Origin of the sequence: uncultured Cloacibacillus sp. (assembly GCF_963926575.1) — a bacterium.
In the GTDB taxonomy this organism is placed as follows: domain Bacteria; phylum Synergistota; class Synergistia; order Synergistales; family Synergistaceae; genus Caccocola; species Caccocola faecigallinarum.
Window position 1 is genome coordinate 226,817 of the sequence record NZ_CAWUXW010000004.1, and the last position, 23,363, is coordinate 250,179.

24 protein-coding genes are annotated in these 23,363 nt (G+C 59.1%); 12 read left to right on the forward strand and 12 right to left on the reverse strand.

Annotated elements, in window-relative coordinates; translation table 11 throughout:
- Position 1: 1 nt before the first annotated feature.
- The 4 genes from recF to ABGT66_RS11100 all read left to right on the forward strand — a co-directional run bounded on the left by recF (position 2) and on the right by ABGT66_RS11100 (position 4,023).
- Complete coding sequence (gene recF / locus ABGT66_RS11085) at positions 2-1,069, forward strand: DNA replication and repair protein RecF (RefSeq protein ID WP_346690676.1); 1,068 nt, start codon at positions 2-4, stop codon at positions 1,067-1,069.
- Between the two features lie 15 nt (positions 1,070-1,084).
- Complete coding sequence (gene mnmG / locus ABGT66_RS11090; protein WP_346690677.1) at positions 1,085-2,959, forward strand: tRNA uridine-5-carboxymethylaminomethyl(34) synthesis enzyme MnmG; 1,875 nt, start codon at positions 1,085-1,087, stop codon at positions 2,957-2,959.
- 3 nt (positions 2,960-2,962) lie between these two features.
- Positions 2,963-3,520, forward strand: coding sequence for a hypothetical protein (locus ABGT66_RS11095; protein WP_346690679.1), 558 nt, complete (start codon positions 2,963-2,965; stop codon positions 3,518-3,520).
- Positions 3,521-3,633: 113 nt separating this feature from the next.
- The gene (locus tag ABGT66_RS11100; RefSeq protein ID WP_294192253.1) at positions 3,634-4,023 is read left to right on the forward strand and encodes a class II SORL domain-containing protein; all 390 of its coding nucleotides are present in this window, start codon (positions 3,634-3,636) and stop codon (positions 4,021-4,023) included.
- Between the two features lie 236 nt (positions 4,024-4,259).
- On the opposite strand, the gene ABGT66_RS11105 is transcribed toward ABGT66_RS11100, so the two are convergent.
- Together ABGT66_RS11105 and ABGT66_RS11110 are read right to left on the reverse strand one after the other, a co-directional pair.
- Positions 4,260-5,111 carry a YwqG family protein gene (locus tag ABGT66_RS11105; RefSeq protein ID WP_346690680.1) on the reverse strand — a complete coding sequence of 284 codons (852 nt, stop codon included), beginning with the start codon at positions 5,109-5,111 and terminating at the stop codon, positions 4,260-4,262.
- A gap of 756 nt (positions 5,112-5,867) precedes the next feature.
- Entirely contained in the window at positions 5,868-6,212 is a 345-nt protein-coding gene (locus tag ABGT66_RS11110) for a cupin domain-containing protein (protein WP_294192256.1), read from the reverse strand.
- 253 nt (positions 6,213-6,465) lie between these two features.
- On the opposite strand from ABGT66_RS11110, the gene ABGT66_RS11115 reads away from it, so the two are divergent.
- Positions 6,466-7,581, forward strand: coding sequence for a DUF362 domain-containing protein (locus ABGT66_RS11115; protein WP_346690682.1), 1,116 nt, complete (start codon positions 6,466-6,468; stop codon positions 7,579-7,581).
- A gap of 64 nt (positions 7,582-7,645) precedes the next feature.
- Positions 7,646-8,125, forward strand: coding sequence for a YfbM family protein (locus tag ABGT66_RS11120; protein WP_300261189.1), 480 nt, complete (start codon positions 7,646-7,648; stop codon positions 8,123-8,125).
- 72 nt (positions 8,126-8,197) lie between these two features.
- Here ABGT66_RS11120 and ABGT66_RS11125 read toward each other — a convergent pair whose 3' ends face one another.
- Both ABGT66_RS11125 and ABGT66_RS11130 read right to left on the reverse strand, forming a co-directional pair.
- Complete coding sequence (locus tag ABGT66_RS11125; protein WP_346690684.1) at positions 8,198-8,758, reverse strand: manganese efflux pump; 561 nt, start codon at positions 8,756-8,758, stop codon at positions 8,198-8,200.
- A 6-nt stretch (positions 8,759-8,764) separates the two neighbouring features.
- Entirely contained in the window at positions 8,765-9,874 is a 1,110-nt protein-coding gene (locus tag ABGT66_RS11130; RefSeq protein ID WP_294192263.1) for an AI-2E family transporter, read from the reverse strand.
- 162 nt (positions 9,875-10,036) lie between these two features.
- Between ABGT66_RS11130 and ftsZ the strand changes: the two genes are divergently transcribed.
- From ftsZ to ABGT66_RS11145, 3 genes are all read left to right on the forward strand, one after another.
- Positions 10,037-11,305: a cell division protein FtsZ gene (gene ftsZ / locus ABGT66_RS11135; RefSeq protein WP_346690686.1), complete on the forward strand. Its 1,269-nt coding sequence runs from the start codon at positions 10,037-10,039 to the stop codon at positions 11,303-11,305.
- Between the two features lie 204 nt (positions 11,306-11,509).
- Positions 11,510-11,992, forward strand: a complete 483-nt coding sequence (tnpA, locus tag ABGT66_RS11140; RefSeq protein WP_346690687.1) for an IS200/IS605 family transposase — start codon at positions 11,510-11,512, stop codon at positions 11,990-11,992.
- A gap of 344 nt (positions 11,993-12,336) precedes the next feature.
- Positions 12,337-12,837, forward strand: coding sequence for a putative metallopeptidase (locus tag ABGT66_RS11145; protein WP_294192267.1), 501 nt, complete (start codon positions 12,337-12,339; stop codon positions 12,835-12,837).
- Between the two features lie 533 nt (positions 12,838-13,370).
- On the opposite strand, the gene ant(9) is transcribed toward ABGT66_RS11145, so the two are convergent.
- The 5 genes from ant(9) to ABGT66_RS11170 form a co-directional block, all read right to left on the reverse strand.
- A complete protein-coding gene (gene ant(9), locus ABGT66_RS11150) occupies positions 13,371-14,171 on the reverse strand; it encodes an aminoglycoside nucleotidyltransferase ANT(9) (protein ID WP_346690689.1) in 801 nt (266 codons plus the stop codon).
- Between the two features lie 108 nt (positions 14,172-14,279).
- Positions 14,280-15,506 carry an FAD-dependent oxidoreductase gene (locus ABGT66_RS11155; protein ID WP_346690691.1) on the reverse strand — a complete coding sequence of 409 codons (1,227 nt, stop codon included), beginning with the start codon at positions 15,504-15,506 and terminating at the stop codon, positions 14,280-14,282.
- 1 nt (position 15,507) lies between these two features.
- Entirely contained in the window at positions 15,508-15,960 is a 453-nt protein-coding gene (locus ABGT66_RS11160; protein WP_346690693.1) for a 4Fe-4S dicluster domain-containing protein, read from the reverse strand.
- 17 nt (positions 15,961-15,977) lie between these two features.
- Positions 15,978-17,861: an anaerobic carbon-monoxide dehydrogenase catalytic subunit gene (gene cooS / locus ABGT66_RS11165; RefSeq protein ID WP_346690694.1), complete on the reverse strand. Its 1,884-nt coding sequence runs from the start codon at positions 17,859-17,861 to the stop codon at positions 15,978-15,980.
- Positions 17,862-17,928: 67 nt separating this feature from the next.
- The gene (locus ABGT66_RS11170; protein WP_346690695.1) at positions 17,929-18,330 is read right to left on the reverse strand and encodes an Rrf2 family transcriptional regulator; all 402 of its coding nucleotides are present in this window, start codon (positions 18,328-18,330) and stop codon (positions 17,929-17,931) included.
- Positions 18,331-18,482: 152 nt separating this feature from the next.
- Between ABGT66_RS11170 and ABGT66_RS11175 the strand changes: the two genes are divergently transcribed.
- Both ABGT66_RS11175 and ABGT66_RS11180 read left to right on the forward strand, forming a co-directional pair.
- Complete coding sequence (locus tag ABGT66_RS11175; RefSeq protein WP_294192281.1) at positions 18,483-19,034, forward strand: chromate transporter; 552 nt, start codon at positions 18,483-18,485, stop codon at positions 19,032-19,034.
- A complete protein-coding gene (locus tag ABGT66_RS11180) occupies positions 19,035-19,598 on the forward strand; it encodes a chromate transporter (protein ID WP_346690697.1) in 564 nt (187 codons plus the stop codon).
- A 12-nt stretch (positions 19,599-19,610) separates the two neighbouring features.
- On the opposite strand, the gene ABGT66_RS11185 is transcribed toward ABGT66_RS11180, so the two are convergent.
- The 3 genes from ABGT66_RS11185 to ABGT66_RS11195 form a co-directional block, all read right to left on the reverse strand.
- Complete coding sequence (locus ABGT66_RS11185) at positions 19,611-20,069, reverse strand: GNAT family N-acetyltransferase (RefSeq protein ID WP_346690699.1); 459 nt, start codon at positions 20,067-20,069, stop codon at positions 19,611-19,613.
- Positions 20,070-20,073: 4 nt separating this feature from the next.
- Positions 20,074-20,649 (reverse strand): GNAT family N-acetyltransferase, encoded by a 576-nt coding sequence (locus tag ABGT66_RS11190; RefSeq protein ID WP_346690701.1) that lies wholly within the window; start codon positions 20,647-20,649, stop codon positions 20,074-20,076.
- A 73-nt stretch (positions 20,650-20,722) separates the two neighbouring features.
- Positions 20,723-22,357, reverse strand: a complete 1,635-nt coding sequence (locus ABGT66_RS11195; protein WP_346690703.1) for a PucR family transcriptional regulator ligand-binding domain-containing protein — start codon at positions 22,355-22,357, stop codon at positions 20,723-20,725.
- Positions 22,358-22,765: 408 nt separating this feature from the next.
- Between ABGT66_RS11195 and ABGT66_RS11200 the strand changes: the two genes are divergently transcribed.
- The coding region (locus ABGT66_RS11200; protein ID WP_346690704.1) for a DUF5058 family protein at positions 22,766-23,363 on the forward strand (598 nt) is incomplete at its 3' end.

The window sequence follows — 23,363 nt, forward strand, 5'->3', positions numbered from 1 at the left end:
AATGGGCTTCAAAAGGGTACGATTCAATAATTTCAGAAACATTGAGCCCCGGGAGATGCGCTGGTCCCCGGGGCTGAATTTGCTTACGGGGGAGAACGGCTCCGGCAAGACGAACATCCTCGAGGGGATAAACATAATCTCCGGCTGGGGGCCGCTCGACCGCGGCACCAAGACGCTTTCCATACCGTCCTGGAACAGCGGCTCGACGGAGGTGCAGCTTACCGGCGAGCTCGAAAGCTCGGAGATAATCAAGGTGAAGATATCGCGCCGCTACGCGATACGCATAGACGACAAAGCTTCGAGCGCCTCGGAGCTCCGCTGGAAAATCCCCGTGCTGACCTTTCTTCCCGACGACATGTCGATAGTCGAGGGCTCGTCGGTCTTTCGCCGGCGGCTGCTCGACATGGTGCTCGCACTGATAATTCCGCCTTACGCGATGCGGCTCTCGGAGTACCGGCGCGGCGTGCGGCAGAAGGCGCTTTTCCTGAAGCGCGGAATGCCGTCGATGATAGCCGATCGCGCGCTGCTTCCGCTCGCCTCGTGGATATGGAGGATGCGCGAGGAGGGCGTCGCGCTGCTTGCGGATTCTCTGGGCGGCTTCGAACAGCTCGCGCCGTTCGGGATAGGCCTGTCGCTCAAGCGCGGCGGCGCTGGCTTCGAGCGGGACTGCGCCGACGATTACGCGAAGGCGCTCGTCGTCAACGGCGAACGCGAGCGCGCGATGCGCTTCCCGGTAGTCGGGCCGCACCGCGACGATATAATCATCACGTCGCAGAGCCGTCCCGCCTCGTCGGCGCTGAGCCGCGGCCTGCGGCGGCGCACCGCGATGGCGCTGATGCTCGCGGCCTCGGAGAGCGTGAGGCGCAAGCTCGGGCGCGAGCCGGTTCTGCTCCTCGACGAGGTCGCCGCCGAGCTCGACCCGGCGGGGAAGGAGCAGCTCTTTTCGACGCTCCACGCGCGCGGCGGACAGATATTCGCCGCGACGGCGGAGCCTATTTCGCCCGAAGTTCCATGCGCGGTCTACAAGATAAGCTCTGGAAAAATAGATAAAATTGAAGAAAAAGTATAAAGAAGTGAGAAAAAGATGAAAATAGGCGAATTTTATGACGTTATAGTCGTCGGCGCGGGCCACGCGGGCTGCGAGGCGGCGCTCGCGGCCTCACGGATGGGCGCGAGGACGCTGATGCTCTGCATATACATCGACAGCATAGCGATGATGCCCTGCAATCCTTCGATAGGCGGCCCCGCGAAGGGCCACATCGTGCGCGAGATAGACGCGCTCGGCGGCGAGTGCGCCGCGGCGGCGGACGACTCGACGCAGCACCTGCGCTGGCTCAACACATCGAAGGGTGCGGCGGTGCGCACGCTGCGCGCGCAGTGCAGCCCGCGGCGCTACGGCGACCACTACCGCACCGCGCTCCTGACGCAGAAAAATCTCGACCTCCACCAGGGAGAGGCGGCGGAGCTCATAGTCGAGAACGGCGAAGCGCGCGGAGTCAAAATCGCGACTGGACAGTCCTTCTTCGCCTCGTGCGTCGTGCTCGCGACCGGGACGTACCTCGCCTCGAAGATATACACCGGCCTCAGCTGCCGCGAGTCCGGGCCGCTCGGCATGACGCCCGCGAATGAGCTGGCCGCCTCGCTCAAAAAAACGGGGCTCGAAATAGGCCGTCTGCGCACCGACACGACGCCGCGCCTCCACTTCGACACGATAGACTGGGCCGCGCTCGACTGCCAGAAAAGCATAGACGAGCCGCAGGCCTTCTCGCACTTCGGCGAAAAGCGCGTCTACAGCGGCATGGTCTGCGGCCTCACGCGCACGAACGCCGAGACGCACAAAATCATCAGGAAATACTTCGAGCAGTCGCCGCTCTACATGGGCAGGCTCGAAACTGAGGGGCCCAGATATTGCCCTTCCATCGACGACAAGATAATAAAGTTCCCAGAAAAGGATACCCACCCCATCTTCCTAGAACCTATAACCCCTGAGGGGCGCGAGGTCTACGTCCAGAACTTTTCGACCTCGATGTGCCTCGAGGCGCAGTTCGAAAGCGTCCGCACGATAAAGGGCTGCGAGCGCGCGCACATACTGCGCCCGGGCTACGCAATAGAATACGACTTCGTCGTGCCGACGCAGCTGCACCCGTGGCTTGAGACGAAGCCCGTGAAAAACCTCTTCCTCGCGGGACAGATAAACGGAACCTCGGGCTACGAGGAGGCTGCGGGCCAGGGGCTTATAGCGGGAATCAACGCGGCGCTGCGCGTGCAGGGAAAAGAGCCGTTCGTCTTGGGCCGGGACGAATCGTATATCGGCGTTCTGATAGACGACCTCGTAACGAAAGGGACGAAAGAGCCTTACAGAATGCTCACGAGCCGATGCGAATACCGGTTGCTGCTGCGCCACGACAACGCCGCGGACAGATTGTGCGCGAAAGGGCGCGCCGTAGGACTTCTGCCGGAATGGAAATGGGAAAAGTACTGCGGGGCCCGCAGCGCGGAAGAAAAAGAGCGCGAACGTCTGCGCGAATTCAAGATGCGCCCGTGCGAAGCGGTCAACGACAGACTGCGCGAGGCCGGTTCTTCGCCTCTTGCGGAAGGCGTCAGCGCGCTCGAACTTCTTCGCCGCCCGGAAGTGGGCTGGCGGCTCGTAGCGGAGCTTACCGATTCGCAGCTTGACCCCGAGCTCGGCGAAAAAATAGCGAACGAGCTCAAATACGAGGGCTACATCGCGCGCCAGCAGAAACAGGTAGAAAAATTCCGCCGCATGGAGCTGCTCAAAATTCCCGCGAGCATAGACTACGCTCAGATACGCGGCCTCTCGGCCGAAGGGCGCGGCAAGCTCTCGAAAATTTCGCCCGCGACGCTCGGACAGGCCTCGCGCATCCCCGGCGTGCCGCCCTCCGACATCCAGCTGCTCTGGGTAGCGATAGAGAGCGCGCGCCGTAAAAAGGACGAATAGCGCGTGGACGACGATTTCGCGAAAAGCGCCGGAGAGATAGTCGGCTCCGCGCTCTGCGGCAAAGGCGGCGAAGAATCGCGCAAAAAAGCCCGCGGCGTCAGATACAGGCCCGAGTACTGGAGCCTCGTAAATCTCTCGATAAAGCTCTCCGAGCTCTCGGAGAACTGGCGCGCCGTCGCGGGCGAGCCGCTCGCCTCGCGCAGCGCGCCCGCCGCCTGCGAGGAGGACGGCGGCCGGTTCGTCATCACGGTCAACGTTCCGGACCAGATGGTGCTCTCGTCGGCGCGCTTCCGCAAGGCGCGGCTCGAGCGCGAAATATCGGCCTTCTTCGGCGGCGCCGCCGTCTCCGTCGATTTCAGAGTCGGCCCGATACGCACGCCGGCGCAGCCCGCGCGCTCCGCCCCGCAGAAAGTCTACCGCCGCGCGCCGGTCGTCAACGGCGAGGAAGAGATAGCCGAGCGCGCGAAATTCTTCCTCGGCGGCGGAATGTCGCCCGAGCTCGCTGGCGCGATGGCGCGCGTCATGCTCTCTCTCGAAAAGCTCTCGAAGCGCAGAAGATGAAGTTTTACCGATAATCAAAATTCCTTCGTTTTTTTTCGGCTTTTTGTGGTATAATGTTCTTAGCGTGGAAGTTGAAAATAATTTAGAAATCAGAAAAAACGGAGGAACAAAAAATGAAAATCGGAGAAGTTGTAAGAGACGGAGATTTCAAAGCTGAGAAGCACGTACCGACGATAGAGGCCCCCGAGAAAATCAAGGCCGGCGAAGAGGCGCTCGTAAAGGTCTGCGTCGGCAAGGAGATCAAGCACCCGAACACGCCGCTCCACCACATCAGCTGGATCCAGCTCTACTTCAAGCCCGCCGAAGGCCCCGTCGTCGACGTCGCGAAGTTCTGCTACAACAGCCACGGCGACACGATGAACCTCGACAACCCCGGCGCGGCCTACGCCGAGCCCGGCAGCTGCGTGATGTTCAAGCCCGCCAAGTCCGGCGAGCTTATCGCGGTCAGCTACTGCAACGTACACGGCCTCTGGGAGTCCTCGAAGGCCATCGAAGTCGAATAAGTTACGAAATAAGCGAGTAATCAGCGATTAAACGAAAGGCCGCCCGAAAGGGCGGCCTTTATGCGTCCCGCGCAAAATTACTGCGTTCGGCTCAGATTTACGGAAACGGCGGAGCTTTTATCCCCGCGCTTCGGCTTTGGATTTTCTTCACCATTTTCCGAAAAACGAAGGTAATCAAAAAAGCGCCGCAGCCGGCGGCTCAGCCTCCGTGTGAAATCCGCTCACGCCGCGCAGCTTTAATAGCACTGCAAAATCAGCCAGACGTTCTCAAACCTCAGCGCCGCGAGGTCGTCCCTTGTGATGTAAAAATAGAGCCGTCCGCAGTCGCCGAACATCAATTCGAAATCGCCGTCTTCCACAGTGTCGAGCTGGAAGAGCGGCAGCCATTTGTCCGGCGCCTCTTTCTCCGCCTCTTCGACTTCGTTTTTCGGAATTTCGTCCCAGCCGCCGCCGAGATAATATCCGCTCGTCACGAGCTCGCATTCCGCCGGCATGCTCCCCTGTATCGCGTCGGCCCAGCCGAGCAGCTTCGAGCGTTCGTCGGGGTCGTCGTCGCCGAGCTCCGCGCGCACCGTGAAGAACTCGTCTCCTTCGTCGCCGCAGTCAGCCTCTTCGGGATAAATTTCGGTGAAATCCTCCCAACCCGGCAGCGACGGCTCGGCGCGCATTTTTACGGCAAGCGCTGGGAATCTGTAATCCTCCTCCAAATCGTCGGGAAACTCCGCCGCTTCGAGCGCGGCCGAATCCTCGAACCAATAGACGCGCACGCAGCCCTTGTCCTTCGGGTCGAAGCCCCAGCGCATGGAATCCATCTCGTAGAAGAACGACAGCACTCCGTGGTCGGGGAGCAGGCGCTCCGCATCGTACCTCGCAAGCTCCGCGCAGTCGAACTGCGCGACGAACGAGAGCGGGCGCTTTGCCGTTTTGCCGTGCATGCCCTCTCCCTCATAGGCGGGCCACTCGAAGCCGCGCGGAACGTCGGGCCGTCCGCCGAAGCGCGTGCCGCCGCGTTTATATTCCGCGCTCCCCGAAATGTCGAGCGTTATCCCGTTTCTGCGCAGCTTTTCCAGTTTTTCCCTGAGTTCCACAATATACGCCTCCCGCGCTGAATTTTGCCGCGCCGCGTGGATTATGCGAAAACGGCGCGATTTTGTGCTTCCATGATTATTATATATATTTACGATAAAAAGTCAGGCAAAGCGCCGCCGATCCGCCGGACGCTCATGGCTTTGTCCACACTTTTCGGCGCGAGTTATGCACATGTAAAACGGCTTTTTCAATAGGGCGCAGAGGCTTTGCGAGGCAAAACGGAGAGAAATACACGGAGATATTCACAAATTGTGGATAACTATGTACATAAGTGGCGTGGATATCGGCGCTCTGCCCTTTCCGGCTTTTCAGTTATGTAAAAGTAAGGTTAAGGAAATTTCATAAATTCGTAAAGAAGCGGACGGCGCGCGCTCGCGCCCGAAATTCACGAGCCGCGCGTCCGTCAGCGTTCCGCGGCGCTGTTTACTGAGCGGAACGTAATTTCATCGGAGGCGTTGGAGCTGATGCGCGCGCCTTTGACGCGCCGGAGCTGCCGAAGAGCTGCGGCGCGCCGCCCGCGTATATGCGGCTGTCCCGCAGTCCCGCAGCCGCCCGCGCGCGAACTACGGAGCGCGGCGTTTGCGCGGGAGCCGCCGGCTTGACGGACCGGCGCATGGCGGAACGCGGAGAAAAATTTTAATCTCTCGCCGCCGCATGGCGCGGCCCGGCGGAACGCGAGCGCGCGCCGGATAAAAAATAGGCGCGGGCGTGAAGTCCGCGCGCCCGCGCCTGCTTTATGATTGCCGCTGTATCTCTTACCCGCGCTTCGCTATCGCGGCTCCCATGACGAGCGTCGCCGCGCCGGTGTTTTCAAGGCCGTGCGAATGGCCCTTGCGGCAGAGCATGATGTCTCCGGCCTTGACCGCGTGCTTCTCGCCGTCCTCGCAGTAGGTTCCCTCGCCGCTCATGATGAAGTAGACCTCTTCGTTGTCGCCGTGGAGGTGATAGCCGATAGACGCGCCGGGCTCGAGCTCGATGCGCGTCGTCATCGTGAACGCGCCGTCGTTGTCCGGTATCTCCACGGGGAATCTCATTGCGCAGCCCTTGCCGCTTCCTCCGAGCTTTTCAGCCTTTACGCCCTCGTCTTTGTTTTTGAGCATTTTCGTCTTCCTCCTTAAATCTTTGTGAGCCGCGCCGTCGTTTATCGCGCGCGGCGAAATTGATTATAAGGCCAAAAACAACGTTGTTTCGGAGAAATCGCGCTAAAAAAGAGAGATTTATATTTGATTTTATTTGACTAAAAGAACGGCGAAGCTGCGGCGCGTTCGTCTTTCCTTGAGTCCGCTCAATGTTGTATGATAAACGCAGTGTGTTTGGAAAAAGGCCGCGAGGCCTGACAACGGAGGAGAATACATGGGACGTTCTGTCGTTTATTTCACCGATATGCGGGCCACGCCCGAGAGGAACCTTCTGCAGAAATTCCGCGCGCTCATAGAGCGGGCCGGGATTGCGGACATCAATTTCGAAAAGCAGTTCACTGCGATAAAGATACATCTCGGCGAGCCGGGCAACATCGCCTATCTGCGCCCGAACTTCGCGAAGGTCGTCGCGGACAAGGTCAAGGAGCTCGGCGGCAAGCCGTTTTTGACCGACAGCAACACGCTCTACGTCGGGCGCAGGAAGGACGCGATCGAGCACCTCGAGGCCGCCTACGAGAACGGCTACAACCCATTCTGTACCGGCTGCCACGTCGTCATAGCCGACGGCCTGAAGGGCACCGACGAGGCGCTCGTTCCTGTCAATGGCGGCGAGTATATAAAGGAAGCGAAGATAGGCCGCGCGATAGCCGACGCCGACGTGATAATCTCGCTGACGCACTTCAAGGGCCACGAGATAACGGGCTTCGGCGGCGCGATTAAGAACCTCGGCATGGGCTCCGGCTCGCGCGGCGGCAAAATGGAGATGCACAGCGACGGCAAGCCCTCGGTTGACGAGGCCAAGTGCATCGGCTGCGGCCGCTGCGCCAGAAACTGCGCGCAGAAGGCGATAAGGATAACCGAAGGCAAGGCGCACATCGACCACGAAAAGTGCGTAGGCTGCGGCCGCTGCATCGGCGCCTGTCCCTTCGACGCGGTGAAGCCAGACTGGGAGGGCTCGGAGACCGCCGTCTGCCGCAAGATGGCGGAGTACGCGAAGGCCGTAATAGACGGAAAGCCGAACTTCCATATCGCCGCCGTCGTGGACGTCTCGCCCTTCTGCGACTGCCACGCGGAGAACGACGCGGCGGTGGTGCCGAACATCGGCTTTTTCGCCTCGCACGACCCCGTTGCGCTCGACCAGGCCTGCGCCGACGCCGTGATGAAGGCCCCCGCCGTCGCGAACACATACCTCGCCGACCAGATAAAGAAGCGCGGAGCCGGCGCGGACCACTTCCACACAATCCACCCCGACACGCACTGGCAGGCGACGCTCGAGCACGCCGAGAAGATAGGCATAGGCACGCGCGATTACGAGCTGAGGGAGATATAGAGCAATAAATGCTTAAGACGCCGCGTTTCATACGCGGCGTTCTTTTGATAAGGGCGGCGAAATTATGGGTATGCTGGGAAATTATATCGCGGTCGGCGAAGATGAGCTGAAGCGCATACGTTCGGGAGAGATGGATATTTACGACATGAATCCCGAGGAGCACCAGACGCTCGATATAGATAAGTCATGGCAGGCTGTGCATTATCTGCTGTGCGGTGACATAGACGACGGAGAGCCGCCGATGGGATACGTCGTTCCGATACGCGACGAAAATTTTATAGAGAGCGGCATGGAGTTCGGCGCTTTCTTCGCCGATGCGGAACAGGTGCGCGAAGCTGCGGAGTATCTGGATTCGCTTGACGAAGATAAGCTGAAAGGCATGTTCGACTTCGGCGCGATGCTGGCGGACGAAGTGTATCCGATTATGGACGAAAGCGACGAGGACGGATTTTTCGAGTATCTTCGCGGTTATGTCCGGAAGATAAAAGAGTTTTATAAAGAGACGGCGGAGCGCCGCGGCGCAGTCGTCTTTTATGTTTCTTAGCGGCGGCGCAGCGTGCGCGTGAAATAAAAAAGAGGCCTCGCGGCCTCTTTTTGCGTATTTGCCTGAGTTGTTTTACAGCGCCTGCAATATTATCCGCGCCGCTATGACCAGCAGGACGCCGCCGCCTACGTATTCGGCCTTCCTGCCGAAATGCGAGCCGACTTTTTTGCCGGCGATCGTGCCCGCGGCGGAGAGCGCGAAGGTTATTATCCCGGCGAGCACAGCGAGCGACATTGCGGAGCCGCCGGTGCTTTCTATCGAGAAGCCGACGGCGAGCGCGTCAAGCGAGGTCGCGAACGATAGCACAGTCATGCTCCTGAGCGTTATCGTCATCGACGAGCAGTCGTCCTCGCCGCTCGAGGCCGCCTCGCGTATCATGTTGACGGCGACCCAGACGATGAGCGCCGCGGCTATCCACGGCGTCCATGTGCTGAAAAATCCCGAGAGTCCTCCCGCTATTACGCCTCCGAGCAGAGGCATGAAGAACTGAAAAAATCCGAACGCGCCTCCGACCGTCAGCACGTTCTTCGCGCTTATGCGGTCATGGCAGAGCCCTATGCAGATGGAGACGGAAAAGGCGTCCATCGCGAGCGACGCGCCCGTCGCCGCGGTGGCTATGAATTCTGCGAGCATTGTAAATCATTTTCCTCCAATACTTTCGAGCCAGCGCTTTTTATAAAGTCCGCAGACAGATATGAAGAGCACCAGCAGCAGCGGCCCGACGAAAACCCCGAGGAAGCCCCACTTCATCACTCCGCCGAAAAGGCCGAGTATTATGACGAGCGTCGATATCTCGACGCCGCCCCTGCCGCCAGAGCTTATCAGGTACGGGCGGAGCAGGTTGTCTATCGTCCCGACTATCGCCGCGCCCCACACGAAAAGTATCGCGGCGTTCTTCAGGTCGCCCGTGAAGGCGAGGTATATCGCGCCCGGCACCCAGACGACCGCCGTCCCCGCGGGGAACATGCCGAAGAAGAACATCAGCATCCCGAAGAACACCGGGTTCCCGAGGCCGACTATCCACCAGCCGATCGCGCCGAGCACGGCCTGGACGGCGACGGTGAAGATTATACCGTATATTATCGAGTTCAGAATCCCCGAAATTTGACTGAAAAAGTTTTGTTTTTCCTCGGGTTCGAGCGGCGTCACGCTCTCTATGTAGTCGATTATTTTTTCGCCGTCGCGTATAAAGAAGAAGGAAACCATCAGAGTTATGACGGAGTTGAGCAGGAAGGAGGAGCCGTGCTCTATGAGCCGCGCCGAAATCGAGCTGAGGAAGCGCGTCGCCCACTGCACTACGTTCTGCGCCGCGCCGCGCAGCGCGTCGGAGTCGGCCATGAAATTGCGTATGTTGTCCGCTATCCAGGCCGGCATCCAGTCGGGGAACTCTATCGCCGCGCCGTTGTGCGCGACGTGCTGAATCTTGACGAAAAGCTGCGCGAAGATGCGCCCGAGGCTCGTCACCTCGCTCGCGAGCGTCGAGAGGGCGAGCAGCACCGGGACGAAGCAGAGCAGCAGCAGCGCCGTCATCGTCACAGCCGCGGAGATGCTCGGGTACTTGCCGCCGCGGAGCGCCTTGAGTATCTTTTTGTTAAGCGGCGTCGCGACGAACGAGAGCATCCCGGCCCATATAATCGCCGTCGCCATCGGCGAGGTTATGTCCCATGCGAGCAGCGCGAAGAATGCGAAGAAAATTATAAAAGGCACGTTGCCGCTGAAAAAATTTGCATATCCGTTGCCCGAAGCCATAAAATTAACACCTCTCGATGCTATAATAAAAACATACGGAATATTATACATCAACAGGCAAAGAAGGTGTGTCGCTCCGTGCCGGCAGAAGAATTTGCGTACTATGGACAGTTTGGTGAAAGCCCCGCATATCAGGGGCGGGCCGAAGAAAATAAAGCGGATATGAAAGAGACCGCGGCTCAGGGAATCTTCCATAAGGCTATAAAGGTCATCGCGATAGGCGGGGGCGGCGGAAACGCCCTCAACCATATAATATCGCACGGCCTCAAGGACGTGGACACCCTCGCGGTGAACACCGACGTGCGCTCGCTCGGCAGCTCGCTCTGCGAGTCGAAGATAGTCCTCGGCGAGCGCGTCACGAAGGGGCTCGGCGCGGGAGCCGTGCCCAAGGTGGGCGAGCGCGCCGCGCTCGAATCGATCGACGAGATACGCCGCTACATGAAGGGCGCGGACATGGTCTACCTGACCGCGGGCATGGGCGGCGGCACCGGAACGGGAGCCATCCCCGTAATTGCGCGCGCCGCGCGCGAAATGGGGATACTGACAGTCGCGGTCGTCACGAAGCCCTTCTCGTTTGAAGGAAAGCGCCGCCGCCGCTACGCGGAAGAGGGCATCGAAAAGCTCTTCCCCGAGGTCGACGCGCTCATCGTCGTGCCGAACGACAGGCTTCTCGAAATAGCGCAGAAGAACACGCCTCTGACGGAATCCTTCTCGCTCGCCGACGAGGTCCTGCGCCAGGCGGTGCAGGGGGTCACGGACCTCGTCACGCGCCCCGGGCTCGTAAACGTCGACTTCGCCGACCTTAACACCGTTATGCGCGGCGCGGGACGCACGGTAATGGGCGTCGGAGCCGCGAGCGGCGAAGACTGCGTCGAAAAAGCCGTGCGCATGGCGCTCGAAAGCCCGCTCATGGAGTGCTCCATGCAGGGCGCCAAGGGCGTGCTCATGAACATCACGCACAGAAAAGAGCTCGCGCTCTACGAAGTCGGCCTAGCCGCCGACATCATCGAGGACGTAAAGTCGCCCGACGCGCACTTCATCTGGGGCTGCGCCGAGGACAAATCGATAGAAGAAGAGGTCGAGGTGACGATAGTCGCCGCCGGCTTCGACGAAACGCCGCGCGAGCCGGAGCCGGAGATAAACGTCTACACGCGCCGCGCCGCGCCGCAGCGCGAGGAACGCGCGCCCGAAAGGCGCTATTATAATGAAGAGTCCGTTCGGCAGGCGGAAGCGGCGGAACAGCCGCAGCCTGAACAGCAGCCCGCGCCGTCGCCCTACGCCGGAGTCCACACGCCTGCGTGGCTGCGCGACGACGCGCCCGCTGAGGACGAGCAGGCCGGAAACGAGCCCTACGCGGGCCGCCGCCGCTCAGCCTACGACGCATACGAAAACCCGACCTTCGTAAGACGCGGCCGCTCGCTCAAAAAATAACCGCGCGGCAAAAATCAACGCAACAACGCAAAATTAAAGAAACGACGCTCACGCTCCGGCGCGGGCGTCGTTTTTAGTTGTGTAAAGAAAACTCCATGCTATGCATGGAGTTCATTCAGCTTATAGCTATGAGTAAAAGCTCCTCTGACGTAGTATAAGAAAGTCCGTCAACCGTCTTAGCAACGTACAGAGGAAGTCCCAAATATGGACAATGACACCCTAGCACATACAAAATGGAATTGCAAATATCATATAGTCTTTGCTCCGAAATTCAGAAGACAGATTATCTACGGCAGGCTGAAAACTGAGATTGGGAAAATTTTAAGGACTCTCTGCGAGAGGAAAGAAATCGAAATCATTGAAGCCAATCTCTGTGCAGACCATATCCATATGCTGATTGCCATACCGCCCAAATACAGTGTGTCGCAGATTATGGGATACCTAAAGGGCAAAAGCTCGCTTATGATATTCGACCGCTTTGCACATATGAAATACAAATATGGCAACAGACATTTCTGGTGCAGAGGATATTACGTAGACACAGTAGGGCGCAATCAGAAGAAAATAGCGGAGTATATCAGGAACCAGCTGAAAGAGGACTATCAAGCCGACCAGCTGAGTTTGTTTGAGCCGGTAGACCCGTTTACGGGTAAGCCGGTCAACGCAGGCAAAAAAGATTCCCGGTAAGCTCCTTTAGGAGCCGCCCGGGAAAGTGGTGCGGTTGGCGGACTTTCAAGCTCGTTTAGAGCTGCCGGTAATATGCCCTTATAGGGCTGGGACATACCACCGGCTTAGCCGGTGGTTCTGATTTAACTACAGCTTGACTCCAACCGTTTGTGCATTTCGTTTTCCGCCGCACTCCGAGACATACTCACATATCCACATAAGGTCAGAATAAGTTAACAACATAATACACATTTTTATCCACAAAAACGTGGATAGAGGGCGCGCCGTTAAGCCGTGGGCGGCGCAATGGTATAATGAAGAACGGCAGAAAAGACTGCGCAAGCACGAAAACGGAGGAATGAAATATGTCCGCTAGAACAGAGGCAGAATTCGACTACGAAATATGCTCGAGCAAAATCAGGCCGATAGCCGAGGCGCTGATTAAAAAATACGACGAGCTGCACCACATAGACCCCGACAAGATACTCTTCGTCGTGAACCATAAAAGCTCGGGAAGCAAAAAACAGATGACGCTCGCGAAGACGTCTAAGATATCGCCGAAATGGACCGAGCTGCTCTACCAGCTCGGCTCATGCTCCTACTTCTACATGATAGAGTTCTACGCGAAGACGACGGCCGCGATGGACGAAAGCCAGATGGTCGCGCTCGTCTACCGCGAGCTGCGCCGCATCGGCCCCGAAGGCGAAATACTGACGCCGGACGTACACGACTGGTGGCAGATACTCATGGGACTCGGCCGCAAATGGTTCTACCCCGACGCGACGTGCCCGAACCTGCTCGACGACAACGTCGACTGGAAAAAGCTCATGGGCACATATTATGAGGAGATACACGACGGACAGTAGCTCCGCGCCGCCACAAAATCGCCATATTTCCGCCACAGAAAACACATAAAACAATCATAAGACCTTCACATCCCGGCGCTATACTTTTTATCAGAAAGGGCGGGGACGTGAAGGTCGATTTTAATCCCGCCAAAGAACATACGGCACTCCTCGAAAGCTCGCGCTCTCGGGTTCGTAATAAAAAAGGTACTCATCTCAAAGGAAAGGACGTGAAAACCAGTCTCCCACACACGGCGGGCGAACAGGCGAAGCGAGGCGCAGCCGAAAGGTGCCCTGCATAAAACGCCCCGCGGCGCGGAACGCCCGCCAGAACGAAACTCTGTAAAACGTTGCTGCCAATACCCAAGGAACGAAAGACCTCCGGCGTTTGTCGGAGGTCTTTTCGCGTGCGGGTGCTGGAAAAAGGCAAGCCGCAGTTCGTCGTTTTGTGGTGCGGCAAATTAGACAGGCTGCATATCCTTTATAGTGCCGTCTATACCGCGGTCAACTGCCAGTCAAGAAGCGCAAAGCCTTGCTCATTTAGGAGCTTCCCATTATTTTTCAGATTTCCTGAAAGCAAGCAATTCCTCAATCCGCTCTTTCATAAAATTTACGAGAGCGGCGGCTTCTTTTTCGACGCTTCCCCATTCGTCGGACAGATTCCCAAGGTAGGCCTCCTTCGCCGTATGCAGCAGCGGAGAAAATTTAGCCGGCAATTTTGGAATCACCCATTCCGCGGCGATATCCTTCGAGGTTATTTCTTCCGTTTCTAAGGTAAACCACATTCTGGATAGGGTCAGCAGCACGTTTCTCTCGTCGCCGGTAAAGCCGGAAATTAAAGCGGGAAGAGAAAATTGGATCGCTTTGCGGACTTCATAAAAGGGGATGGGCGGAATGAGCTTTTCGCACTCCGCGCCCTTCAGAGTTATGCAGCTTTTTCGGGCCTGCCATAATAAAACCGTTATATCGGGGTCGAGGAACGGCTGAGGATATTGCCCCGCTTCCATTTCTTCACGAAGCCATTCTCCGTACATATATTCGCATTTAGGCGGGAATCGCAGCGGAACGATATCGTTATGATTGACGACGGCAACCTCCAAAGGCCTTTTTCCGGCGCAGCCCGCGCGGCTTGAAACGCTCAATAACCGCTTTGTCAGCGTCTCTCTTGCCGCATCGCTCATCTCCCGTTCGGTGATTATCAGTATATCTATGTCGCTGTGCGGGCGCAGTCCGTTCATCGTCGCGGAGCCGTATAGATACATTCCTAGCATCTGACCTTCGAATAGGGCTTCTGCCGTTGAAATTACTTGGTTTATTTGTGTTGTAAAGCCGCTGTTGCCGCGTGTGTTTATCATGTCGATTTGCCTCCCTTCCTTCAACCGGTACGCTCATTATACGAGAAGCGGGGCGCGCTTTCATGCGCGTCCCGCTCTTGTGTCGTTTTCGTTTACTTCGGCGTCGGGCTATTCCCACGCGTACTTTCCGCTTGCTTCGTCGTACTTCCAGAAGTCGGCGTAGCTGAGCGCGGCGAGCGGTTTTCCGGGGGTGCGCGGGTTTATGCCGCGTTTTATGATTTCCTGCCAGAAGCCGGTGTTGCCGATGTCGCCCTGGATTGTGAGGTGGACGAGCGCGTTGTCGCGGAGGATCGCTTTTGCGTAGCCCTGGCGGCTTTCGGCGGTGAAGACTTCGTCGCCCTCTTTTGCGGCGGTCGGGCCGAGCGACAGCGTCGTGAGGCCGAAGAAGTTCATCGTGTTCTTCATCGCGTAGCGGTCGGTGTATTCGGCTTCGACGCCGCACATGTTTTTCGCGGCGATTTCGCCCTGGAGCGCGGCGTTGGGCCATATTCCGGAGAGGCCCGCCGCGTCGCCCGAGGCGTAAACGTCCGGGACGCTTGTGCGCATGTGCTCGTCGGTGACGATTCTGCGGTCGAGCTCGATTCCGCTGCCTTCGAGGAATTCTATGTTCGGGCGCACGCCCGCGCTGACGACGAGGAAGTCCGCGGGGAGGCGCGTGCCGTCGTCGAGCGTCACGGCCTTTACATTTCCGTCCGCGTCGAGCTCCGCGGCGCTGGCCTTCTTCGAAAGGTAGAATTCGCATCCCGCCTTCTCAAAGAGCGCTTTGTATGGCGCGGCGGCGGTCTCGTCGAGCTGGAGCGGGCAGAGCCTGTTTTCCATCTCGACTATGCGGCATTTGACGCCGCGCTCCGCGAGCGCGTATGCGGCGTCGAGGCCGACGAGTCCGGAGCCGACTATGACGCATTGCTTCGCGTTTTTCGCCGCCTCGCTGATTTTGCGCGCGTCGTCCAGGTCGCGCAGGCCGTAGACGTTTTTACCCTCTCGGAAGCCCGGCACGGGCGGGATGAAGTATCTCGCGCCGGTCGTGATGAGCAGCTTGTCATAGAATATTTTCCCGCTCTTCGCGCCCACGACGGCCTTCTCGTCCGGCAGGACCTTCGTGATTTCTTCGCCGGCGATGAATTCCACGCGGTTTTTGTCGAAGAAGTCCGCGCCAGCGAAGTTTATCTCCTCGGCGCTTTTGTGTCCGCCGATGAAGTGGTGGAGCATGCAGCGCGAGTGCGGCGCGCCCTCCTTCGCGACTATCGTTATTTCGTCGCCGGGGCGCAGCGCGCGGATTTTGCGCGCGGCGGCTATTCCGGCGGCGGAGGCTCCGATTATAAGATGTTTCATCATGTCAGCGCACCTCCTCGACGTGTATGGCTTCCTTGGGGCAGGCTTTGACGCAGGCCGGGCCCTCTTCCCTGTCGCGGCAGAAGTCGCATTTTATGACCTTCTGGCGCGTCGCTCGGTCGGGCTTCGGCAGGCCGAAGGGGCAGTTCATGACGCACATGAAGCAGGCGCCGCATTTTTTCTCGTCGTAGGTTACGAGCCCCGTCTCGGGGTCCTTGCTCATCGCGCCGCTCATGCAGCTCGTGACGCACATCGGCTCGTCGCAGTGGCGGCAGAAGAGCGGCCTGTAGCTTTTGTTCGCGCCGAGCAGGATGAAGCAGCGGCTCTCGCTCTCCGCGCCGCCGAGGTCGAGCGTGTAGATGTTTTCTTCTCCGTCTTTGCGGTGCGCGTTCATGCAGGCGAGCGTGCAGTTCATGCAGCCGTCGCATTTGTCGGCGTCTATGAAGATTCGCATCATTGCCGGCACCCCCTTCTTTAGATGTTCAGCGCCGCGCGGCGGTCGAGGATTATGCGCTCGAGCGTCTCCGCTGCGGTGGCGGCGTTCGGGTCGATTATCACCTGTCCGCCCGTGAGGCTCTTCATCTGCTCGGTCAGCACGTCTACGACGAGCTTGCTGCCCGTGATGAAGGGCGGCTCGCCGAGGTGGAGCGGCAGGCCGAGCGCGAGGCCGAAGGCCCCGTCCGCAAGCGCCTGCTCTTCGAGCCACTGCGGCGCGGAGAGGACGAGCGGCATCTGCGGCAGGTCCACACCGAGCGCCGCGGCGAGCTCTGTCGCGACTATTTCGAGACGGCCTATCGCAAGGCAGGGCCCGAAGTTGAGGACGGGCGGGATGCCGAGCTTCTCGCACACGGCGCGGAGCTTCAGCCCCGCAAGCTCCGCGGCCTTCGGCTCCATGAGGCCGCAGTTCTCAAGCCCGCCCGAGGAGCAGCCCGCGGAAAGGACGATGATGTCGCGCTTGATGAGCTCCTTCGTCAGCTCGACGGTCAGCACGTCGTGTCCGCCGAAGGTGAGGTTCGAGCATCCGACGACGCCCGCGACGCCCTTTATTTCGCCCGCGGCGATGAGGTCGATGAGCGGCTTCCAGTTTCCGCCGAGGAATTTTTTGAGCGAAACTTCGGAAACGCCGGTCAGGGTGTCCTTGTTGCCGTGTTCGGGCATGAGGCGCATCTCTACCTTGCCGCGGCGGTTCTTGTAGGATTCGAGCACCTTGTCGATGATTCTGTCGGCGTCGGCTTCGCGCGTCTCGAATACGAAGGGCATATACTCGGCGTTGGATTTTTTCGCCACGTCGTCGAGGCAAATCTGCTTTATGTCGAGCGCGTCGCATATCGGCTCGATGCCGGGCAGCGTGCAGTTAAACTCGGAGAGCACCGCGTCGATAGCGCCGGTCGAAAGCACCGCCTCCGACGTGAAGTTATTGCCGGCGTGTCCGACGAAGACCTCGGTGTAATGCGCGCCGCGCAGCTGCAAATCCTGACCGACGCAGGTGCATCCGACGAGGCGGAAGCCCTTCGCGCCCGCGGCCTTGGCCTTAGCTTCGGCCTCGGGCGTCACGAGCCTGTCCTGAAGGTAGGAGAAGCAGGAGTGCTGATGCCCCGTTATCATAATGTTGATATAGTCGGGGTCGATTACGCCGAGGCCGACCGGCGCGGGACGCAGCTCCGGCTCGCCGAGCATCACGTCGTTCAGCAGATTCGTCAGCGTGAGGCCGTAGAGGCCGGTCGAGATGCCGAGCTTGAGGCAGGAGAGCAGCATATCCACTGGGTCGGAGTTGAGGTTCGTCGAGCACTTGACGACGCCCTTGACTATCTCGGCGTTCGCGCCGCCCGGCAGTATGCCGAGCTTCTCCCAGTTCGCGTAGCGCGGCGCGTAGGCCATCTTTTTGACCAGCTCCATCTTTTCATAGGCGGGCTTGTAGAGGTCTGCGAGCACCATATCAGCTACCGCGAGCGCCTTTTCGTACTTGTCGCCGCCCGTCACGCCGAAGAGCCCGCAGAGATGGTCGAGCGCATGCTCGCCCTTTATCTCGCCCTTCGCGAGCGCGGTGTTCCTGAGGTTCAGCGCCGTGTTCTCGACGATGTGGATGTAGCAGCCGGAGCCCGCGGCGACCGCGCGCAGGAAGTTGCGCGCGACGATGACGTCCGCCGTAGCGCCGCAGATGCCCTTCGGTGCCTTCGGCGTCACGCGGCACGGCCCGTTCGAGCAGAGGCGGCAGCAGACGCCCTGAAGGCCGAAGCCGCACTTCACCGACTGTCCCGCGACCCTGTGATGCGAAGTCTCGTTCGGCAGAGCGCGGATAAAATCCTCCAGCGGCTTGTCCGCGCTTTTGCATGTGTTGCACCCGAAACACTGATTCATAATTTTTTCCTCCCACACATAAGCTTTTTATTGTTGATAAAGTTTCTCCACATTAACGCTAAAAAAATTATCCGAGCATCGCGCCGACCGTCCGGCGCTTCAGCTCGTCCTCGATGACGCGCTGCAGCCCCGCGAGATTGCTGTGAAACCGGCACTCGCCGCAGTGCGCGCCGCGCCACGCGCATTCGTAATCCGGCGACATACAGGCGTTCACGAAAAGATCCTCGTCGATGCAGCGCAGCAGATCGTAAAGCGTCACCGCTCCGAGGTCCGCCGAAAGCCGGCATCCGCCCTCCGCGCCGCGGAAAATTTCCACATAGCCGCACTTCGCCAGCTTCTTCAGAATCTTATAGGCGAACTGCACCGGCACGAACTCAGCCTCGCAGATCCGCCCGACGGTCATCTTCTCGCCGCCAGCGAGCGCCCTCAGTATCCTCACGGCGTAATCGCTTTCTCTCGTCATAATCATGCGCGTTTCCCCTTCGTGACTAGAGTAACATAGTGGAGAAGATTTATCAAGTATGACGGCGCGGCAAAATCCGCCCTCTGGCTCTTTCGCGCCGCTGGTAGTATATTAGCGGATGGGCGCTGGCGTCCGAAAAAAAGCGGAGGATTCGATAAATGAAAGAGCTGCTCGATTTATATCTGTCGTTTTTCAAGATGGGGGCCGTCACCTTCGGCGGGGGCTACACGATGCTGCCGATACTCAAGCGCGAATGCGTCGAAAGCAAGCGCTGGGTCAGCGACGAGCAGGTGATGGACTTCTACGCCGTCAGCCAGGGGCTGCCCGGCATCATCGCAGTAAACGTCGCCGTCTTCATCGGCTACCACGTGCGCCGCACCGCGGGCGGAATCGCCGCCGCGCTTGGCTGCGTCTCGCCCTGCATCATAATCATCAGCATAATCGCCGCATTCCTCACGAACTTCCAGGACAACATATATGTCAAAGAGGCGATGAACGGCATCGCTATCTGCGTCGTCGCGCTGATACTCGACGCGGTGCTCGGCCTCTGGAAGAAGGGCGTCAAGGACAAGCTCGGCGTCGCGCTCTGCGCCGCGGTCTTCGTCCTGATGGAGTTCACATCGATATCGCCGATTCCGGTAATCGTCGGCGCGGCGCTGCTCGGCGTCGTCTGCAAAACGCTCGCCGCGAAGAAGGAGGCCGCGAAGTAAATGATACTGCTTCAGCTTTTTATAGAATTCTTCAAGATAGGACTCTTCGCAGTCGGCGGCGGAATGGCGACGATACCGTTCCTTCAGGAACTCAGCCAGCGCACCGGCTGGTTCAGCGAGCGCTTCATCACCGACATGATAGCGATATCGGAGTCTACGCCGGGGCCGATAGGCATCAACATGGCGACCTACGTCGGCTTCAACCTCGCGGGCGTGGCGGGCGGAATAGTCGCGACGCTCGGCACGATCATTCCCGCGATAGTCATAATCACGCTCGTCTCGAAATCCCTTGAGAAATTCAGCGGCAATAAATACGTCGACTACATGTTCTACGGCCTGCGCCCGGCGGTCACAGGGCTCATCGCCGCCGCGGGCTTCGACGTCTTCCGCATCGCAGTCGTCCACATAGGCGAGGCGATGCCTTCGTTCTCCGCCATGCCGTGGTGGCGCATCGCGTATTTTGTGCTGATTCTGTTCCTCATACGGAAGTTTAAGAAGCACCCGATAGTCTACATAGCCGTTTCCGCCGTCGTCGGCATCGCCGCCGCGCCGCTCTTCATGTAGCGCGGCGGAGCGCTATTTCACCAGCAGCACTGTGTCGTCGAGGCGGCGAAAGCCGTTTTTGAGATAAAAACTCTCCGCCGGGAAGCTGCGCGCCGTCGCGAGCATAATCCCGTTCAGGCCGCGCCGCCGCGCCTGCTCCTCGACGAACGAGAGGAAGAGCGTGCCCGCGCCGCGCCGCTGAAAATCCTCCGCGACGCAGAACTGGTCTATCCAGTACTCCATGCCGCCGAGCCACGGCTTCCTCGCGCCGAAGCAGAGCCCCGCGCACGCGCCGCCGCGCTCGAGCGAGAAGCCGAGAAAATAACTGTCCGCCATGTAATTTTCAAAAAAACGCCGCACCTGAGCGCGCGACTCGTAGACGTCGTTCCACGGCTCCTTTGTGAAAACGCTTATAAAAACGCCGACATATTCCTCGATTCGCGCCGCAGTCATGGGCGTTATGACAAATCCTGCGAGTCCGCGTCCGTCCATAAAATCAATCCCTTCGGGCGCAATCCGTCGTCTGCGGCTGACGATCCTGCCTCCGCGCCCGCCGTTCGTCCTTCGTCACGATGTAGATAAGGTGCGGCATCTCCTTGCCTTTGTAGATTTTTACAAAACTCTCGCGCGCCGTCATGCCGAGGCGTTCCGCTACGCTCCGCGAGGCGCTGTTTTCCGGCCGTATCTCGGCTATGACCTCGTCTGCATCGAGTTGGTCGAACGCATAATCTACGCAGGCCGCCGCGCCTTCCGTCGCGTAGCCGCGCCCCCAGAAGTTTTTGCTGAGTATGTAGCCGACGCCCATGCGGCGCTCGCCGTCCACCGTTTCGACCAGCGGGCCGATGAACCCCGCCAGCGCGCCGCCCGCGCGCTCGACCGCCGCGAGGTAGCTGAAGCCGTCGCGCCGGTACCTTGCAATGTTTTCCGCAATCCACGCGCGCGTCTCCCCGTCCGAAAAGCCGTGTTCCCAGGCGTACATCACCCGCGCGTCGCCCAAGATTTCGCGCGCGGCATCAAAATCCGCCTCCGTCAGCTCGCGCAGCACGAGCCGCTCCGTTTCTATCACAAGCATAAAATATCCCCTCCGGCCGCGCACGGCGTTTTTCCTGCGCCTCACGGCGTTTTTCACGTTTTTGCGCTTCGCTTTACTGCCAGTTGTTGACGTTCATCATGTTCAGCTTGAGCGCGATGTCTACGGCGAGGCGTTCTTCGTGGTCGCGCAGGTCGGCCTCGAGCAGCTCGCAGATTTTCGAGAAGCGGTATTTTACCGAGTTGTAGTGTACCAGCAGCAGCTCGCTCGCCATTTTCAGATTCCAGCCGCATTTTATTATCGCCTCGAGCGTTTCGGTGAGCGACGCGTTGTACTTCGCGTCGTAGTCGGCGAGCGGCCTGACGTAGCGCTCTATGAACTCGCGGGCTTCGTCCGTCCCCGCTATCGACGAGAGCAGCCGGTATATGCCCATGCGGCTGTAGAAGAGTATGCAGTCGAACTTTTCTATCTGGTAGCCGAGGTTTATCGAGGTACGCGCCTGCCTGTAGCTTTTGTGGATGTCGCGGATGTTCGGGAAGTATTCGCCGACGCCCATCGTGACGGTGAAGATCATCTTCCCCGCTATCCTGCTGCGTATCGCGTCGAAGACGCCTTCGAGCTGCGCATATATTTTGTTCTGCTCGTATTTCTCCGGCGAGACTATGAACACGGCGAGGTCGCTCTGCTTGTAGCACTTCGCGCCCGGGAAGACCGCGAGCATCTGGCTTATCGACACGTCGAAGATGCCGCGCGACGCCTCCTGGAGCTTGGAGTCTTTTTCGAGGTCGAAGCCCGTTACGTAGAATTTCTTTATGTTGTTTATGTCGACTATGACGACGAGGCCGCCGTTGTGGAAGTCCCATCCGTAGAGGCGCGCGCGGCTGTGTATTTCGGTTTCCGTCTTGACGTTGTTGGTCAGCAGGTCTTCGAGGAAGACGTCCCGGTATTTGTCCTCTATGCGCTGGCTCGCTACGCGGTCCATCATCCTGAGCGCGAGCACGGTCGCCGCGTATTCGAGCGCCGCCGTTATCATGTCGTTGTCGCGGACCGGCCCGCCCTCGTTGTCGAGCATGATGTAGCCGAAGCTTTCCACGCTGTTGGCGACGGCGTGGCGGAGGTACTGCGACAGTATCTCGGGCGTCAGCTCGTCGAAGCCCATTCCCGCGAGGCGGACGCATATGCAGCCCGCGCCGTCCGAGTAATGTATGCGGCGGAAGCGCATGTCTACGAAGACGGCGCTGCGCCCGAGCAGCGACCTCAGCGCGGAGAGCACGTCCTCGACGCTGTTGCCGTTGACGGCGAGGCGCAGAAATTTGTTGTGTATCTTTTCGGAATAGATGAGCCGAGCGGACTGCCTGTCTACGACGGCGGCTATCACGGGGTTTATTATGTCGCGGAAGGCGTATTTTTCCGGGACCGAGATTATCGGGAAGCCGAGCAGGTCCGCGGCGGCGAGCGCGTCGCGCGGGATTTCGTCTATGAAGCGGCCCGACTTCACGCCGAGGCCGGCGGCGTTTTTTTTATGCAGCTGATATACGAGCTCGGTCAGCAGCCGTTTGTCGTTCTTCACGGCAAAGGCGGTGGTGAGCACCAGCTCTTCGCCTCTCAGCCACGCGGAGCCGTCGGGCGTGTCCACAACTGTGACCGAGGCTATTTTCCTGCGGAGGCCGTTTCTTCCCGCGAGAAGCTTTATGCCGGAAAGAGACGGCATCTCAAGCAGGTCTTCCACTGTTACGACGTTTTCATTCACGGAGCGTCACTCCCATAATTTTACTGCGCTGTGTCCGGTGCATAGTTTCTTTTGTCTTTCCGGTACAAAGACAATACGTTTTTATTATATCATAACGTCCTTCCGTCCGTCCCGGAGCCTTCGAACGGGCGCGGCTTGTACCGCACGGACATGAATTTCCGATTTTATATGTACCGCGCGGATAAAGCCGGCGCTTTACGGAGCGCCGCGGCGGGCGCGCGGAGGCGGTATGAGCGGCGTTTTGTCCGCGGAGTATATACGGAAGACAAAAACTGCGCGATATTCATGTACGCGCTCGATAATTTCACGCGCGGCCCGCGTCCGTATAATTATCTCGTTCTCCGGCGGAACGGGGCCGAGACGGCCGCTCCTTCCCGCTTCCGCGTGGGCTGGCGCCCAAATAAAAATATGGGGTGTGTGAAAATGGACGATTATCTCAAAATTGCCAACTCCGGCATAGCATGGCTATTGTGCGCGGCGACGGTCGTCATTACCGTCCTCCAGGCCGTCCTTTACGTGAGGATGGCGCGCAGGACGGCGCGCGAGGCGAAGATCGACCCGACGGTCGTGAAGACTTCATTCAGAATAGGACTTATATCCGCGATAGGCCCCGCGATGGGCGTATTTATCGTTATGGTCGGACTTATGGCCGCGATAGGCGGCCCGATGGCGTGGCTGCGCCTCTCGATAATCGGCGCAGCTCCGACGGAGCTGACCGCCGCCACCTACGGAGCGCAGGCGTCCGGCGTTGAGCTCGGCGGCCCCGGATACGGGCTTACGGCGATGGCGGTGTCGTGGTTCGCGATGGCGCTGAACGGCGCGGGGTGGCTCATCTTCACGGGGCTTTTTACGCCGAGCCTTGAAAAGCTCCGCGAGCGCATGAGCGGCGGAGACACGAAATGGCTCATCGTCCTTTCCGGCGCATGCTCGCTCGGTATCTTCGGCTATCTCAACAACAACGAAATCATCAAAGGCGGCGGAAGCGCGCTCGCGTCTATTTCGGGAG